Consider the following 15,489-nt stretch of genomic DNA (forward strand, 5'->3'; position numbering starts at 1 on the left):
TCGGCCCCGGGCGCTGTCGGTCGTGCCTGGGAGGCTGGTCTGATGCTCGAGGGAGACAGCGTCTTCAGGCTCGCCCGGCGGCTGGACCGCCAGCTGGTGGGCAGCACGGTGGTGCGCTCCGACTTCCGCACGCCCGCCCTCGCGACCCGCGACCTGTCCGGGCGCGAGGTGCTCGAGCACGTCACCCACGGCAAGCACCTGCTGACCCGCTTCTCCGGTCTCGACGGCTCCCCGGCGGCGACCCTGCACAGCCACCTGCGGATGGACGGGTCGTGGTCGACGCTGCGCCCGGGCAAGCACCTGCCCCGTGACGTGAGGCCTCACGTCCGACTGGTCCTCGGGCTCGACGACGGCCGAGCCGTCCACGGCATCCGGCTGCACGACCTCGCCCTCGTGCCCACCGCACGCGAGCACGACGTCGTCGGGCATCTCGGCCCGGACCCGCTGCGTGACGACTGGGACCCTGCCGAGGCGGTCCGTCGGCTGGGCGCCCGGCCGGGCACGCCGCTCGTCAGCGCCCTGCTCGACCAGCGCGCCATGGCGGGCCTGGGCAACCTGTGGGCCAACGAGCTCGCCTTCCTCACCGGCGTCAGCCCGTGGACGGCGGTCGGCGAGGTCGACCTGCCCCGGCTCGTCGACCGGGCTGCGCGGATGCTTCGACAATCGGCGACGGTCGAGGGCGCCTACCAGGTGACGACCGGCTCGCGCGCCAGGGGAGACACCCACTGGGTGACCGGCCGGCAGCGTCAGGGCTGCCGGCGCTGCCGCGGCCCGGTGAGCGTCAGCGCCGAGATCCCCGGCGACGCCGCGAACCGGCGCACGTGGTGGTGCCGGTCCTGCCAGCCGGGGCCGGGCCCCGAGGCGAGGGTGCGGGCCGCCGTGCCCTGACCCACCGGGATGGCACCATCGACCCGTGCAGCCGACACCTCCCGCGACCGTCGCCGCCCGGGCACTGCTCGACGAGCTCGTCCGGCTCGGGCTGCGTCACCTCGTCCTGTCGCCGGGGTCCCGGTCGGCTCCGCTGGCCTACGCCGCGCAGCAGCTCGACCGCGAGGGACGCCTGCGGCTGCACGTCCGGGTCGACGAGCGGGCCGCGGGGTTCCTCGCCCTCGGGCTGGCGAAGGTCAGCCGGGTGCCGGCCGCTGTCGTCACGACGAGCGGCACGGCGGTGGCCAACCTCCACCCCGCCGTGCTCGAGGCCCACCACGGCGAGGTGCCCCTCCTCGTGCTCAGCGCCGACCGGCCGCCCGAGCTGCGCGGGGTCGGGGCCAACCAGGCGACCGACCAGCCCGGTCTGCTCGACCACCGCCACTGCAGGCTCGTCGTCGACGTCGAGACCCCGTCCGCCGACCGGCTCGCCGCCCAGGTCCGCGCGCTGCGCTCGACCGCCGCCCGAGCCGTCGCCGCCGCCACCGGGGCTCTCGGGGGAGACCCCGGGCCGGTCCACCTCGACCTGCCCTACCGCGACCCGCTCGCCCCGCCCGTGGGTGGGCCGTGGCTGCCCGACGACTGCGCTGGGCGCCCGGACGGACGACCATGGGTCGTCCTGCCGACCGCGACCGCACCTGGGGGTGCAGAGGGGGGCACCGCCGACCTCGTCGCGCCCCGCACCCTCGCCGTCGTCGGCGACCTCGCCACCCGTGGCCAGCGCGACGCGGCGCTCGCCTGGGCCGGGGCGCACGACGTGCCGGTTCTCGCCGAGACCGGGCCCGGTGCCGCGGACGCGCCGACCCTCCTGCCGCACGGAGCGCTCGCCCTGGCCGCCTCCGACTGGGTCGAGGCGCACCGTCCCGAGCGCCTCGTGCTCGTCGGGCGCACGACGCTGGGCCGCTCCGTCGCGGCCCTGGCCCGCGACCCCCGCACCGAGGTGCACGTCGTCTCGACCGGCCCCCGGTGGGCCGACCCGACGCACGAGGCGGCGGGGGTCCACCCCTTCGCCGCCCTCGCCGAGCGCTCCGGTCCTCGCGCCGACCCCACGTGGGCCCGCGACTGGGCTGATCTCGGCCGTCGCGTCGAGGAGGCCCTCGTCGAGCTGCCCGGCGGGTCGCACGACCGCCTCACCACGGGCGCCGAGGTCGTCCGCGTCGTCGACGAGGCCCTCCCGACGGGTGCCCGGCTCTTCCTCGGCAGCAGCTCGGTCGCCCGCGACCACCAGCTCGTCGCCCGTCCCCGCGTCGACGTCGACGTCGTCGTCAGCCGTGGGCTGGCCGGCATCGACGGGTGCGTCTCGACCGCCGCCGGCCTCGCCCTCGCGGACCCGGGCGTCCCGACCTACGCGGCCGTCGGGGACCTCACCTTCCTCCACGACTCCGGGGCGCTGCTCGTCGGGCCGAGCGAGCCGGTGCCCGACCTCACCGTCGTCGTGCTCGACGACCGCGGGGGCAGCATCTTCGCCACGCTCGAGTACGGCGCGAAGGAGCTCGAGGACGACTTCGAGCGGGTCTTCGCCACCCCGACGGGCACGGACGTCGCCGCGCTCGCCCGGGCCCACGGGTGGCCGGCGACGACCGTCACGACCCCCGACGAGCTGCGCGCCGCGCTAGCCCCCGCCCCGGGGCTGCGGGTCGTCGTCGTGCCGCTCGACCTCGGTGACCGACGGGCCACCGGTCTGGCGGTCGCAGAGCGCCTGCGCGCGCTCGGCTGACCTCTGACGCGGACGGGCGGTCGGCGTCCCGGGACGAGCGGTCGGCTGGGAGCGCCGAGCGGTCACGCGGGTACCGGCATGGTCACGGATACGTGACGACCTGCCCAGATCCTCGACACCGCGGGTCCATACTTCTCGGGCCGCGCCGCCCTCGGGCCGCGCTGCTCCAGCGTCGGGGCGACCGCTCCGACCCCCGCGGGAAGGAACGACATGCAACGCACCACCTCCAGGGCCGCCGCCCTGCTCGCCGTGGGGGCGCTGGGCCTGAGCGCCTGCGCGACCGGCGGCGGCGAGACCACCGAGGGCTCGAGCAGCGGCTCGGGCAGCAGCAGCTCGGCCGCCGAGGCCTACCAGCCGAAGGAGGGGGGCGCGGGCGGTGACGTCGGCGTCTTCACCTGGTGGGCGGCCGGCTCGGAGAAGAAGGGCCTCGACGCCCTCGTCGCCGAGTACAAGAAGCAGTACCCGAACGACACCTTCGTCAACCTCGCCGTCGCCGGTGGCGCCGGCTCGAACGCGAAGGCCAAGCTCGCCTCCGACCTCAAGAACGACCAGCCCCCGGGCTCCTTCCAGGGTCACGCCGGTGCCGAGCTCACCGACTACATCGCCGCCGGCCAGATCGAGCCGGTCAACGACGTCGTCGACGCCCTCGGCGGTGACGAGGTCTTCCCGAAGGACCTCCTCGACCGGCTGAGCGTCGAGGGCAGCATCTACTCGGTGCCGAGCAACATCCACCGTGCGAACGTCGTGTGGGCCAACCCGCAGGTGCTCAAGAAGGCCGGCATCAACGAGACGCCCAAGGACATGAAGGCGTGGATCGCCGACATGGAGAAGGTCAAGAAGTCCGGCGTCGAGAACCCGCTGTCCATCGGCGGCACGTGGACCCAGGTCCAGCTCTTCGAGACCGTGCTCCTGTCCGACCTCGGCGCCGACGGCTACTCCGGTCTCTTCGACGGCACGACGAAGTGGGACTCCGACGAGGTCAAGACCGCGGTCTCCGACTTCAAGACCCTGCTGTCGTACGCGAACACCGCCTCGGACGGCGACGACTGGCCGCCGGCCACCGACGCCGTCGTCGACGGCAAGGCCGCCTACAACGTCATGGGCGACTGGGCGGTCGCGCAGTTCGACGACCGCGGCGCGAAGGAGGGCGAGGACTACACCTACTTCCCCGTCCCCGGGACCGACGGCGTCTTCGACTTCCTCGCGGACTCCTTCACCCTGCCCCGCGGCACGGAGAACCCCGACGGCACCAAGGACTGGCTGATGACGGTCGGCTCCGCCGACGGCCAGAAGGCCTTCAACCTCGCCAAGGGCTCCATCCCCGCACGCACCGACGTGGCCATGGACGACTTCCCGGCCTACCAGCAGAGCGCGATGGAGGACTTCACCTCCGACACCATCGTCAGCTCGATCGCGCACGGCGCCGCCGTGCCGCTGGCGTGGAGCACCGACATCTCCACCGCGGTCGCGAAGTTCTCCTCCAGCAAGGACGAGGCGACCCTCGTCAAGGAGCTCTCGGCCGCGGCCGAGAAGAACGCCTGAGCCGACCGGCTCATCGCCCCGCGGCCGGGACGCACCCGTCCCGGCCGTGGGGCCCCCTTCGCCATCTCCCTCACCCCTGGAGGACCCGTGCGCCGCGCCAAGAACTGGCTGCCCGGACTGCTCATGGTCACGCCGTCGATCCTGCTCATCGGCGTCTTCGTCTACTGGCTCCTCGCGCAGAACGTGTGGACCTCGCTCAACGTCTCGACCAGGCGGGCCGTCGTCGGCGGCAAGTTCGTCGAGAAGGTCCAGCACGCCGGCGGGTACAGCAACTACACCGAGCTGCTCGGTAGCGACGGCTACCAGCACGCGCTGTGGAACCTCCTCGTCCTCACCGCCGTCTTCATGGTCGGCACGATGCTCATGGGTCTGCTGTGGGCCGTGCTGCTCGAGAAGGGCGTCTCCGCCGAGGGCTTCTTCCGCTCGACCTACCTCTTCCCGATGGCCGTGAGCTTCATCGCCGCCGGTGTCGTGTGGCGCTGGCTGCTCAGCCCCGCGAAGGGGGAGGGGGCTGTCGGCCTCAACCAGCTCTTCGCCAAGCTCGGGCTGGACTCGTTGCAGTCGAGCTGGTGGTCCGGTGACGGGCGCTTCACCATGGCCGCCATGGCCCTGCCCGCGATCTGGCAGCTCTCCGGCTACGTCATGGCGCTCTTCCTCGCCGGCTTCCGCGGGATCTCCGAGGACCAGCGCGAGGCGGCCCGGATCGACGGCGCGAGCGAGTGGCAGGTCTACCGCCACGTGCTCTTCCCGCAGCTCTCGCCGATCGCGCTGTCGGCCCTCATCATCCTCGGGCACATGTCGATGAAGATGTTCGACCTCATCTACGTCATCGCCGGACCGAGCTCGTACACGGCCTCGGTCCCCGCGACGCTCATGTGGACGCAGCTCTTCGCGCAGGACGACCCGGTCGCCGCCGCGGTCAACGCGACGATCCTGCTCGTCATCGTCGCGGTGGTCGTCGTGCCCTACCTCGTCTACACCGTCAAGGCAGAGAGCGAGCGCGACTGATGGCCGCCGACGTCACCGTCCCCGCCGAGAGCGTCAGCACCTCCGGAGTCGTCCGCGGCGGTCCCCGCCGTGACCTCGGCGCGCCGGGCACCCGCAGCACCGGCCGGGCCAAGGCCGTGCGCATCGGGCTGCTCGTGCTCTTCGCCGTCCTCGTCCTCGTGCCGCTCTACGTCGTCGTCGTCACGAGCCTCAAGGGGCGCGGCGCGGTCAACCCCTCTTCCGCGTGGTCGTTGCCGACCGACCTCTCCCTCGAGGGGTGGCGCGGCGCGATCGAGCGGCTCGCCCCGGCGATGGGCCGCACCGCCGTCATGGCCGTCGTCGCGGCCGTGCTGTCCTCGGCGCTGGGCTCGATGAACGGCTTCGTCTTCGCGCGCTGGCGCTTCCCGGGCGCGCAGACGGTCTTCACCCTCTTCCTGTTCGGGATGTTCATCCCGTACCAGGCGGTGATGATCCCGCTCCAGGCGATGCTCCTCGACGTCCAGGCGGTCGCGCCGTGGTTCGACGGCATCGTCAAGCTCATCGCGGTGCACACGATCTTCGGCATCCCGATCTGCACGCTGATCTTCCGCAACTACTACGCGACGGCCGTGCCCAAGGAGATCCTCGAGGCGGCGAAGATCGACGGCGCGGGCATGTGGCGGATCTTCCGCTCGGTCGTCCTGCCCGTCTCGGCACCGGCCTTCGTCGTCACGCTCATCTGGCAGTTCACGAGCGCGTGGAACGACTTCCTCTTCGCGCTCTTCCTCACCAACCGCAACAACGGGCCGGTCACCTACGCGCTCAACGAGCTCGCCGGCGGTCAGAACCCCGACTACGCGCAGATCATGGCCGGCGTCCTGCTCGCCTCGCTGCCCACCTTGCTCGTCTACGTCCTGCTCGGCCGCTACTTCATCGGCGGTCTGATGTCGGGCTCGGTGAAGTAGACCCGACCACGCGCGAAGGGGGCGTCCCACCGACCGGTGGGGCGCCCCCTTCGTTGTGGCGCGGCTCGGCACGACAAACCCCCGCTTCGCACGAGTCTCTTACCCATGCTGAGGCGGGGTTTATCGGGTGACCCGAGAAGCGTGGGGCTGGTGGGGTTCTGCTGGCACCGCCACCGCCCGAAGGGGCCACCCCACGTGCGGAATGGCCACCCCTTTCGTCGCGGGCAGGCTCAGCAAGACAAACCCCCGCTCGGCACGAGTCTCTTACTCGTGCTCAGCGGGGGTTTATCGGGTGACCCGAGAAACCTGGGGCAGGTGAGGTTCGGGACAGGTGAGGTGCGAGGCGCGGGGTCAGAAGCTCACGGGTGGGACAGGGAGGGTGGGGGTGGACAGGGCCTCGTCGAGGGCTCGCAGGGCGGCGGGGTCGTGGACCTCGACGAGGCCCTGGCGGGCGAGGGCGGCGAGGCGGCGGCCGCCGAGGTAGGTCGCCCCGAGGACCCCGACGTCGAGCCCGAGGTCGGCGGGGTCGTCGGTGCGCGTCACCTCGGCGCGCCCGTCGCGGGCCGTCACCCGCCACCGACCGGCCTGGTCCTCGAAGAGCCCGTCCCGCACCTCGAGCACGACGTCGCAGTCGGCCGACCAGCCCCGGGCGGAGAGCGCGGCGGGCAGGTCGAGCACACGCAGCCACAGCTCGTCGCCGGTCTTGTGCACGACGGTGCGCGGGCCGCCGCACCACCACAGCAGGGCGTCGTCGGAGGTGACCCGCAGGCTCGTGCGCGTCACGAGGTCGACGGAGGTGAGTCGCCGGGCCAGGGCGAGCTGGGCCGCGCTGTCCGCCCAGGCCCACTCCTCGCAGTCGAGCGTGGCGGCGCTGCGGCCGTCCTCCCACTTGGGGCGGCGCCGCAGGATCGCGTAGCCGACGTCCTGCCCGTCGCGCGTCGCGATGACGACGCGGCGCCGCTCCGTGCCCCGCAGCCGTGACGCGGGGTCGGTGTAGACGCGGGTGGCCAGCTCGAGGGTGCGGGTGACCGAGCCGACGCGGCCGGCGGCGAGAGCCCGGTGCGCGGCGTGCACCCGGGCGAGCACGTGCTCGTCGGAGAGGTCGAGCATCGAGGTCGTGATGCCCTCGGTGCTCACCCCCGGTGCGTCGAACGTCGCCCCGTGACCGAGCGAGATCTCGCCCGCGGTCGAGGCGACGGCGTAGCCGAAACGGCCGTAGATCGTCACGTCCGAGGCGTGCAGCGCGGCGAGCGCCAGGCCCTGCTCGCGACACCAGCTGAGGTGGGCGTCCATGAGGGTGGTGAGCACGCCGGTGCGCCGGTGGTCGGGGTGCACCCCCACCCAGGTCAGCCCCGACACGGGCAGCTGCGTCGGGGCGCCGCCCGGCGCCCCGGGCACGGTGAGCTCCATCTCGAAGGCTCCGGCGATGCCGCGGTACGGCGACCCGTCGTCGCCCCCGGCGGCGGTGACGGCCCACCGGTGGGGGACCGCCCGCGCGTACGAGACGGCCTCGTCGAAGCCGATGTCGTCGAACCACACGAGGTCGTCGATCGCGGCGAAGCGCTCGACGTCGGGGTCGGCGGTGACGGCGTGCTGCGGGTGGGTGCTCACCCGTCCACCCTGCCCGCGCCGGGCACGGGTGTCACGCGAGTTGTCGGTCAGGCGGGAGGGGTGAGCGCCTGGCGCATCGGGAGGAACTTCGCGTCCGACTCCGCCACCTCGCTCGCGGCGTCGGACCCGGCGACGATCCCGCAGCCCGCGTAGAGGCGCAGCGAGGTCGGCGAGGTCTGCGCGCCGCAGCGCAGCGCGATGCCCCACTCGCCGTCGCCGGTCGCGTCCATCCAGCCCACCGGTCCGGCGTAGCGGCCGCGGTCCATCTGCTCGAGCTCGCCGATGAGCCCGTCGGCGACGGGGGTCGGCGTGCCGCAGACGGCGGCGGAGGGGTGCAGCGAGGCCGCGAGCGCGAGCGAGGTCGACGTGTCGTCGACGACCCCGGCGACATCGGTCGCGAGGTGCATGACGTTCGTCAGGTGCAGGACGAAGGGGGACTCCGGCACGTTGATCGAGGAGGTGTGCGCGGCGAGGGCGTCGGCGACCGAGCGCACGGCGTACTCGTGCTCCTCGAGGTCCTTGCTGCTGCGCGCGAGCGAGCCCGCGAGCGCGAGGTCGTGGCTGTCGTCGCCGGTGCGCCGGATCGTGCCGGCGAGCACCCGCGAGGTGACGAGGCCGCGCTCGAGGCGCACGAGCATCTCCGGGGTCGCGCCGACGAGACCGGCGACGGAGAAGACCCACGTCGTGTCGTAGTCCTGCGCGAGGCGCTGCAGCACCCATCGGGGGTCGATCCGCGAGTCGGCCTCGACGTCGAGGCTGCGGGCGAGGACGACCTTGTCGAGCTCGCCGGCGCTGATCCGCGTGACGGCCTGCTCGACGATCCCGGCCCACGAGCCGGCCGAGAGGTCGCCGTCGCTGAAGCGGATCGACTCCGGCGCGCGCGGCGCGGGGGAGGGGCGAAGGGAGATCTCGACCGCGTCGTCCACGGGGGAGGGCTCCTCGCCCTCGAGCCAGGTCGTCGTCACCCAGGCGTCGCGGCCCCGGCGGCCGACGACGACGGCGGGGACGACGAGCCGGGAGGGGGTCTGCGAGCGGGCCGAGTAGGCCATCGAGCCGAAGCAGATCGGGCCGGTGCCGGGCACCTCGACCTCGTCCTCGACGTCGGCGACCGCGGTGATCTCGCGCCACCAGTCCTGCGCCCGCCCGAAGCGGTCCTCGCCGGTGACCGACAGCCCGGCCACCTCGCCCCAGCCGACGAGACCCTCGCCGCGTCGCACCCACGAGAGCACCTGCGAGGTGTCGTCGGGCAGCAGGGCCAGGAGGTCACCCACCCGGGTCGCGGGCACCCGCACGGTCCGGCAGACCAGGCGCGGGGACGACGAGGGGGAGGTGCGGGCGTCGAGGCGCGCCAGGGCGGGGTCGAGGGTGGTCATCGCCCGATCAGCATACGCCTGCCCCCGGGCGTGGCCGTCCTCACGGCCGTCCTCGTGCCCGTCCGTGCGGCAGGGTCCCGGGTGCGAGGATGGGTCCATGATCCGCGCCTCCCTCGAGAAGGACCCCAAGGACGTCGCGACGATGTTCGACGACGTCGCGAAGCGCTACGACCTCACCAACGACGTCCTCTCCCTCGGCCAGGACCGCGCGTGGCGCACGGCCGTCGTGGAGGCCGTCGACGCGCAGACCGGCGAGCGGGTCCTCGACATCGCGGCGGGCACCGCCACCTCGAGCGAGCCCTTCGCGGCCCGCGGGGTCGACGTCGTCCCCGCCGACTTCTCCCTCGGGATGCTGCGCGAGGGTCGCCGGCGCAACCCCGCGCTCGCCCTCACCGCGGCCGACGCGATGCGCCTCCCCTTCGCCGACGACACCTTCGACGCCGTGACGATGTCCTTCGGGCTGCGCAACGTCGCCGACCGGCACGTCGCGCTCGCGGAGTTCCGCCGGGTCACCCGTCCGGGGGGCCGGCTCGTCATCTGCGAGTTCAGCGACCCCGTCGTCCCGGGCTTCCGCACGATCTACAAGCGCTACCTCATGGGCGCGCTGCCCGCCGTGGCCCGCCGGATCTCCTCCAACCCCGACTCCTACGTCTACCTCGCCGAGTCGATCCAGGCCTGGCCCGGCCAGCGCGAGCTGGCGAGCGACCTCGCCACCGCTGGCTGGCACGACGTCGAGTGGACCAACCTCTCGGCCGGGATCGTCGCCCTCCACCGCGGGATCAACCCGGCCTGACCCGACCCGGGCCCGACGGGCCAGGTTAGGACAACCTCACTGCACCCCTTCGCGACCGGCACGTACCCTGTCGTAGTTCGTGAATCCCTTCACAAGCACCCGAGGACGAGCGTGACCACCCCTGCTGACGCCCCCACCCCGCGGCTCGACGGCGACGTCGTGCACGCGGACGTCGTCGTCGTCGGTGCCGGTCCGGGGGGCAGCGCGACCGCCGCCTGGCTGGCCAAGGCCGGCCGCCGCGTCGTCCTGCTCGAGAAGACCTCCTTCCCCCGCGACAAGATCTGCGGCGACGGGCTCACCCCGCGCGCGGTCCGCCAGCTCATCCACCTCGAGGTCCCCACCGCCGAGACCGACGGCTGGGCCCACAACAAGGGCCTGCGGATCATCGGCGGCGGCATGCGCCTCCAGCTCGACTGGCCCGAGGTCGACTCCTTCCCCTCCTTCGGCATGGCCCGCGGCCGCGAGGACCTCGACGAGTACCTCGCCCGGCACGCCGAGCGCTGCGGCGCCGAGCTGGTCGAGCGGCGCAACGTCACCGAGCCCGTCCTCGACGACGACGGCCGCGTCGTCGGCGTCGTCGCGAAGGTCATGTCCGAGACCGGCCGCGCGACGGGGGAGCGGGTCACCTACCGGGCGCCCGTCGTCGTCGCCGCCGACGGCGTGAGCTCGCGCCTGGCCGTGGCCCTCGGCCGCGAGAAGCGCGAGGACCGCCCGATGGGCGTCGCGGTGCGCGCCTACTACGAGACGCCGCGCCACACGGACGACTACATGGAGTCCCACCTCGAGCTGTGGACGAAGGGGGAGGACGGCCGCGACATCCTCATGCCCGGCTACGGCTGGCTCTTCGGTCTCGGCGACGGGCGCAGCAACATCGGCCTGGGCATCCTCAACACCTCCGAGGCCTTCGGGCGCACGGACTACAAGGACGTCATGCGCCGCTGGGTGGCCTCGATGCCCGATGAGTGGGGCATCTCCGAGGCGACGATCACCGGCCCGATCAAGTCCGCGGCCCTGCCGATGGCCTTCAACCGCCAGCCGCTGTACGACCGGGGCCTGCTCCTCGTCGGCGACTCCGGTGGCATGGTCAACCCCTTCAACGGCGAGGGCATCGACTACGCCCTCGAGGCCGCCTTCGTCGCCGCAGAGGTCATCGACGAGGCGCTGCGCGCGAGCAGCCTGGCGGCCCGCGAGGCCGTGCTGCAGCGCTACGTCCTGCGGATGAAGCAGATGCACGGCGGCTACTTCCGGATCGGTGCCGAGTTCGCCAAGCTCATCGGCAAGCCGGAGATCATGCGCCTGGCGACGAAGTACGGTCTCCCCCGGACGACGCTCATGCGCTTCATGCTCAAGCTCATGGCCAACCTGCCGCAGGAGAGCGGCGGCGGCCTCGACGACCGCGTCATCCAGGCGATGACGCGCCTGGCGCCGAGCGCCTGAGGAGGCTTCGATGACGACCCCTAGGATGAATGACATGCGTCACAGCGTGCTGACGGAAAGCGAGGTCATGACGCGATGAACCCCTACATCCCGCTCGGCATCCTGCTGGCCCTGGGTCTGGGCTTCGCCCTTCTGTCGGTGGGCACCAGCCTGGTCGTCGGCCCGGCCCGGTACAACTCCGCCAAGGCCCAGGCCTACGAGTGCGGCATCCAGCCCACCCCCCAGGCCGCCGAGGGCGGCCGCTTCCCGGTGAAGTACTACCTCACCGCGATGCTCTTCATCATCTTCGACGTCGAGACGCTCTTCCTGCTGCCTTTCGCCGTCGCCTTCGACAACCTCGGCCTCTTCGCACTCGTCGAGATGGTGCTCTTCATGATCACCATCTTCGTCGCCTACGCCTACGTCTGGCGTCGCGGCGGCCTCGAGTGGGACTGACGCGAAAGGGAGCACACTGATGGGACTTGAGGAGAAGCTGCCGGCAGGGATCGCCCTGACGACGCTCGAGAACGTCGCCGGCTACATGCGCAAGGCCTCGATCTGGCCGGCGACCTTCGGCCTGGCCTGCTGCGCCATCGAGATGATGGCCGTCGGCACCCCGCACTACGACCTCGCCCGCTTCGGCATGGAGCGCTTCGCCGCGACCCCGCGCCAGGCCGACCTCATGATCGTCGCCGGCCGGGTGAGCCAGAAGATGGCCCCCGTCGTGCGCCAGGTCTACGACCAGATGGCCAACCCGAAGTGGGTCATCTCGATGGGCGTCTGCGCGAGCTCGGGCGGGATGTTCAACAACTACGCCATCGTCCAGGGCGTCGACCACATCATCCCCGTCGACATCTACCTGCCCGGCTGCCCGCCGCGCCCGGAGATGCTGCTCAACGCGATCATCGAGCTGCACGGCCAGATCCAGGGGAGCAAGCTCGGCGTCAACCGCGTCGCCGCCGCCCGCGCGGCCGAGCAGGCCGCGCTCGGCGCGACCCCGACCGAGCTGCTCGCGCCCACGCACGACCACGAGGGCCTCGTCGGAAGGAATCTCCTCGCATGAGCGAGCAGGACAAGGACACCCCGGGCACGCAGGGCGACCCCGTGCGCCCCGAGGGCGCGGGCCTGACCGGCACCGGCAACCCCGACCTGCCGCCCGTCGGCGGGCTGCAGGGCGAGCAGCGTCCGGTCGAGCGGACCAACGTCGTCGCCGACGCGCCGTCGGCCACCCCGCAGCAGAGCTCGGGCCAGGGCCCGGGCGACGGCACGACCCGCTCGACCGCGGGCGACCCCGCCGGCGCGGTCGTCGTCGGCGAGCGCACCGGCATGTTCGGCGCGGCGAAGGGGGGAGACACCTCCGGCTACGGCGGCCTGCGCTCCCCGATCCTCTTCCCGGGCGCCGCCGAGCGGCCCTACGGCAGCTACTTCGACGAGGTCGTCGACCACCTGCAGGACGCGACCGGCGGCACGCCGGTGCGCAGCGTCGTCGTCGACCGCGGCGAGCTGACCCTCCACGTCGCGCCCGCCGAGCTGCCCTCGGTCATGCAGGCGCTGCGCGACGACCCCCGGCTGCGCTTCGAGATGTGCGTGTCGGTCTCCGGCGTGCACCACCCCCAGCAGGTCGGCGAGGAGCTCCACGCCGTCTACCACCTGCTCTCCATCACCCACGGCGGTCGCCGGGTGCGCGTCGAGGTGGCCGTGCCCGACGCCGACCCGCGGATCCCGAGCATCGTCCACGTCTACCCCGCCGCCGACTGGCACGAGCGCGAGACGTGGGACATGTTCGGCATCCTCTTCGAGGGCCGACCGGACCTCACCCGGATCCTCATGCCGGACGACTGGCCCGGTCACCCCCAGCGCAAGGACTACCCGCTCGGCGGCGTGCCCGTCGAGTACAAGGGCGGCACCGTGCCGCCGCCGGACCAGCGGAGGTCGTACAGCTGATGAGTGCTCAAACCTTCCACGCGACCGGCGCCGCCGACGAGGCGACGCAGGGCTACGTCGTCGACGTCTCCGGCGGAGACTGGGACGAGCAGATCGGCGAGCTCGGGATGCACCCCGAGGAGCGGATCGTCGTCAACATGGGCCCGCAGCACCCGTCGACCCACGGCGTGCTCCGGCTCATCCTCGAGCTCGACGGCGAGACGGTGACCGAGACCCGCGCGGGCATCGGCTACCTCCACACGGGCATCGAGAAGAACATGGAGTTCCGCACCTGGACCCAGGGCGTGACCTTCTGCACCCGCATGGACTACCTCACCCCGATGTTCCAGGAGGCGGCCTACTGCCTGGCCATCGAGCGCCTCCTCGGCATCGAGGAGCAGATCCCCGAGCGCGCGAGCGCGATCCGGGTGCTCATGATGGAGCTCACCCGCATCTCCTCCCACCTCATCGCCATGGGCACCGGCGGCATGGAGATGGGCGCGACGACGGTCATGACGATCGGCTTCCGCGAGCGCGAGCGGATCCTGTCGATCATCGAGAACATCACCGGCCTGCGGATGAACAACGCCTACATCCGTCCCGGCGGCGTCGCCCAGGACCTGCCGCACGGCGCGATCGACAAGATCCGCGAGAACGTGCCGCTCATCCGCCAGGGCATCCACGAGCTGGAGAAGCTCCTCCTCGAGGCCCCGATCCTCAAGGGCCGCACGAAGGGGGTCGGCTACCTCAGCCTCACCGGCTGCATGGCGCTCGGCATCACCGGTCCCGTGCTGCGCTCGGCGGGCCTGCCCCACGACCTGCGCAAGCTCAGCCCCTACTGCGGGTACGAGAAGTACGACTTCGACGTCATCACCCGCACCGGTGCCGACTCCTACGACCGGCTGTGCATCCGTCTCGACGAGATCCACCAGAGCCTGCGGATCATCGAGCAGGTCACCGACGAGCTCCAGGCCAACCCCGGCCCGGTCATGGTCGAGGACAAGAAGATCGCGTGGCCCTCGCAGCTCGCGGTCGGTGGCGACGGCATGGGCAACAGCCTCGAGCACATCCGCACGATCATGGGCACCTCGATGGAGGCGCTCATCCACCACTTCAAGCTCGTCACCGAGGGCTTCCGGGTCCCGCCGGGCCAGGCGTACGTCGCCGTCGAGTCGCCGAAGGGCGAGCTCGGCTGCCACCTCGTCTCCGACGGCGGCACCCGCCCCTACCGGGCGCACTTCCGCGACCCGAGCTTCAACAACCTGCAGGCCACCGCGGCGATGTGCGAGGGCGGCAACCTCGCCGACGTCATCGTCGCCGTCGCCTCGCTCGACCCCGTCATGGGAGGCGTGGACCGCTGATGTCCGGCAACTTCGCAGAGCAGACCGCCTCGGGGCACCTCCACGTCCCGAGCGAGAGCAAGGAGCCCTACCCGGCCGAGGTGCTCGAGCAGCTGGCCGCCGAGGCCGAGCTCGTCGTCGCGCGCTACCCGCAGAAGCGCTCCGCGCTGCTGCCGCTGCTGCACCTCGTCCAGTCCGTCGACGGGTACATCACCGGTCGTGGCATCGAGTTCTGCGCCGAGACCCTCGAGCTCACCACGGCCGAGGTCTCCGGCGTCGCGACCTTCTACACCCAGTACAAGCGGCACCCCAACGGCGAGTACACCGTCGGCGTCTGCACGAACACCCTGTGCGCGATCATGGGCGGCGACCAGATCTGGGACGAGGTCTCCGAGCACCTCGGCATCGGCCACGACGAGACGACCGCCGACGGCAAGATCACCCTCGAGCGCGTCGAGTGCAACGCGGCGTGCGACTACGCGCCCGTCGTCATGGCGAACTGGGAGTTCTTCGACAACCAGACCCCCGCCTCGACCGTCGAGCTCGTCGACGCCCTGCGCGCCGGCGAGAGCGTCGCCCCGAGCCGCGGGCCCTCGCGCGTGTGCACCTTCAAGCAGGTCTCCCGCGTCCTCGCCGGCTTCTCCGACGGTCTCGCCGACGAGGGCGTCGGGGCCGGGCCGGCCTCCCTTCGCGGTGTCGAGATCGCCCGGCGCGAGGGCTGGACCGCCCCCGGCGGGTCCGACACCACGAGCACCTCCGCCAGCGCGGACGCGCCGGGCGGCGTGGCGCAGGGCGCCTACGGCTCGGTCAACGCGCCGGCCAACGAGCCCGACGAGAAGCCGGGCGGCGAGGACGCTCGCTCGGCGGAGGCGACGAAGATCGCCGACGACGACAACAAGGCCGAGGGGGAGTAGAC

Annotated in this window: 14 protein-coding genes; 12 read left to right on the forward strand and 2 right to left on the reverse strand. The window is 72.4% G+C overall.

The window, feature by feature from the left end; translation table 11 throughout:
- Window positions 1–42: 42 nt before the first annotated feature.
- The 5 genes from LIV55_RS09550 to LIV55_RS09570 all read left to right on the forward strand — a co-directional run bounded on the left by LIV55_RS09550 (window position 43) and on the right by LIV55_RS09570 (window position 6,117).
- The gene (locus LIV55_RS09550) at window positions 43–888 is read left to right on the forward strand and encodes a DNA-formamidopyrimidine glycosylase family protein (RefSeq protein WP_229300029.1); all 846 of its coding nucleotides are present in this window, start codon (window positions 43–45) and stop codon (window positions 886–888) included.
- Between the two features lie 25 nt (window positions 889–913).
- Window positions 914–2,644 (forward strand): 2-succinyl-5-enolpyruvyl-6-hydroxy-3-cyclohexene-1-carboxylic-acid synthase, encoded by a 1,731-nt coding sequence (menD, locus tag LIV55_RS09555; RefSeq protein ID WP_229300030.1) that lies wholly within the window; start codon window positions 914–916, stop codon window positions 2,642–2,644.
- A gap of 210 nt (window positions 2,645–2,854) precedes the next feature.
- The gene (locus LIV55_RS09560) at window positions 2,855–4,186 is read left to right on the forward strand and encodes an ABC transporter substrate-binding protein (RefSeq protein ID WP_068276832.1); all 1,332 of its coding nucleotides are present in this window, start codon (window positions 2,855–2,857) and stop codon (window positions 4,184–4,186) included.
- 87 nt (window positions 4,187–4,273) lie between these two features.
- Window positions 4,274–5,194 carry a carbohydrate ABC transporter permease gene (locus LIV55_RS09565; RefSeq protein ID WP_308012903.1) on the forward strand — a complete coding sequence of 307 codons (921 nt, stop codon included), beginning with the start codon at window positions 4,274–4,276 and terminating at the stop codon, window positions 5,192–5,194.
- The gene (locus LIV55_RS09570; protein WP_083968986.1) at window positions 5,194–6,117 is read left to right on the forward strand and encodes a carbohydrate ABC transporter permease; all 924 of its coding nucleotides are present in this window, start codon (window positions 5,194–5,196) and stop codon (window positions 6,115–6,117) included. Before LIV55_RS09565 ends, LIV55_RS09570 begins: the two co-directional genes overlap by 1 nt.
- Window positions 6,118–6,468: 351 nt before the next feature.
- Here LIV55_RS09570 and LIV55_RS09575 read toward each other — a convergent pair whose 3' ends face one another.
- Window positions 6,469–7,728, reverse strand: coding sequence for a GNAT family N-acetyltransferase (locus LIV55_RS09575; RefSeq protein ID WP_229300031.1), 1,260 nt, complete (start codon window positions 7,726–7,728; stop codon window positions 6,469–6,471).
- Window positions 7,729–7,775: 47 nt separating this feature from the next.
- Window positions 7,776–9,101, reverse strand: a complete 1,326-nt coding sequence (locus LIV55_RS09580; protein WP_229300032.1) for an isochorismate synthase — start codon at window positions 9,099–9,101, stop codon at window positions 7,776–7,778.
- A 97-nt stretch (window positions 9,102–9,198) separates the two neighbouring features.
- On the opposite strand from LIV55_RS09580, the gene LIV55_RS09585 reads away from it, so the two are divergent.
- The 7 genes from LIV55_RS09585 (at window position 9,199) to nuoE (ending at window position 15,487) form a co-directional block, all read left to right on the forward strand.
- On the forward strand, window positions 9,199–9,894 hold the full coding sequence (locus LIV55_RS09585) for a demethylmenaquinone methyltransferase (protein WP_068276843.1): 696 nt from the start codon (window positions 9,199–9,201) through the stop codon (window positions 9,892–9,894).
- A gap of 111 nt (window positions 9,895–10,005) precedes the next feature.
- Window positions 10,006–11,331 (forward strand): geranylgeranyl reductase family protein, encoded by a 1,326-nt coding sequence (locus tag LIV55_RS09590; RefSeq protein WP_068276846.1) that lies wholly within the window; start codon window positions 10,006–10,008, stop codon window positions 11,329–11,331.
- A 75-nt stretch (window positions 11,332–11,406) separates the two neighbouring features.
- A complete protein-coding gene (locus tag LIV55_RS09595; RefSeq protein WP_068276849.1) occupies window positions 11,407–11,766 on the forward strand; it encodes an NADH-quinone oxidoreductase subunit A in 360 nt (119 codons plus the stop codon).
- A 19-nt stretch (window positions 11,767–11,785) separates the two neighbouring features.
- The gene (locus LIV55_RS09600; protein ID WP_123092298.1) at window positions 11,786–12,373 is read left to right on the forward strand and encodes a NuoB/complex I 20 kDa subunit family protein; all 588 of its coding nucleotides are present in this window, start codon (window positions 11,786–11,788) and stop codon (window positions 12,371–12,373) included.
- A complete protein-coding gene (locus LIV55_RS09605) occupies window positions 12,370–13,254 on the forward strand; it encodes an NADH-quinone oxidoreductase subunit C (protein WP_229300033.1) in 885 nt (294 codons plus the stop codon). The genes LIV55_RS09600 and LIV55_RS09605 overlap by 4 nt, the downstream gene beginning before the upstream one ends.
- On the forward strand, window positions 13,254–14,594 hold the full coding sequence (locus LIV55_RS09610) for an NADH-quinone oxidoreductase subunit D (protein ID WP_068276855.1): 1,341 nt from the start codon (window positions 13,254–13,256) through the stop codon (window positions 14,592–14,594). Before LIV55_RS09605 ends, LIV55_RS09610 begins: the two co-directional genes overlap by 1 nt.
- The gene (gene nuoE / locus LIV55_RS09615; RefSeq protein ID WP_229300034.1) at window positions 14,594–15,487 is read left to right on the forward strand and encodes an NADH-quinone oxidoreductase subunit NuoE; all 894 of its coding nucleotides are present in this window, start codon (window positions 14,594–14,596) and stop codon (window positions 15,485–15,487) included. The genes LIV55_RS09610 and nuoE overlap by 1 nt, the downstream gene beginning before the upstream one ends.
- The last annotated feature ends 2 nt before the right edge of the window (window positions 15,488–15,489 follow it).

The organism is Janibacter melonis (assembly GCF_020567375.1).
GTDB lineage: Bacteria > Actinomycetota > Actinomycetes > Actinomycetales > Dermatophilaceae > Marihabitans > Marihabitans melonis.

Bases quoted from the DNA above. Each gene is read 5' to 3' on its own strand.
- LIV55_RS09600 (WP_123092298.1), top strand. From the start codon at position 11,786: ATGGGACTTGAGGAGAAGCTGCCGGCAGGGATCGCCCTGACGACGCTC.
- LIV55_RS09580 (WP_229300032.1), bottom strand. From the start codon at position 9,101: ATGACCACCCTCGACCCCGCCCTGGCGCGCCTCGACGCCCGCACCTCC.
- nuoE (WP_229300034.1), top strand. From the start codon at position 14,594: ATGTCCGGCAACTTCGCAGAGCAGACCGCCTCGGGGCACCTCCACGTC.
- LIV55_RS09550 (WP_229300029.1), top strand. From the start codon at position 43: ATGCTCGAGGGAGACAGCGTCTTCAGGCTCGCCCGGCGGCTGGACCGC.
- LIV55_RS09570 (WP_083968986.1), top strand. From the start codon at position 5,194: ATGGCCGCCGACGTCACCGTCCCCGCCGAGAGCGTCAGCACCTCCGGA.
- LIV55_RS09605 (WP_229300033.1), top strand. From the start codon at position 12,370: ATGAGCGAGCAGGACAAGGACACCCCGGGCACGCAGGGCGACCCCGTG.
- LIV55_RS09560 (WP_068276832.1), top strand. From the start codon at position 2,855: ATGCAACGCACCACCTCCAGGGCCGCCGCCCTGCTCGCCGTGGGGGCG.
- LIV55_RS09595 (WP_068276849.1), top strand. From the start codon at position 11,407: ATGAACCCCTACATCCCGCTCGGCATCCTGCTGGCCCTGGGTCTGGGC.
- LIV55_RS09610 (WP_068276855.1), top strand. From the start codon at position 13,254: ATGAGTGCTCAAACCTTCCACGCGACCGGCGCCGCCGACGAGGCGACG.
- LIV55_RS09585 (WP_068276843.1), top strand. From the start codon at position 9,199: ATGATCCGCGCCTCCCTCGAGAAGGACCCCAAGGACGTCGCGACGATG.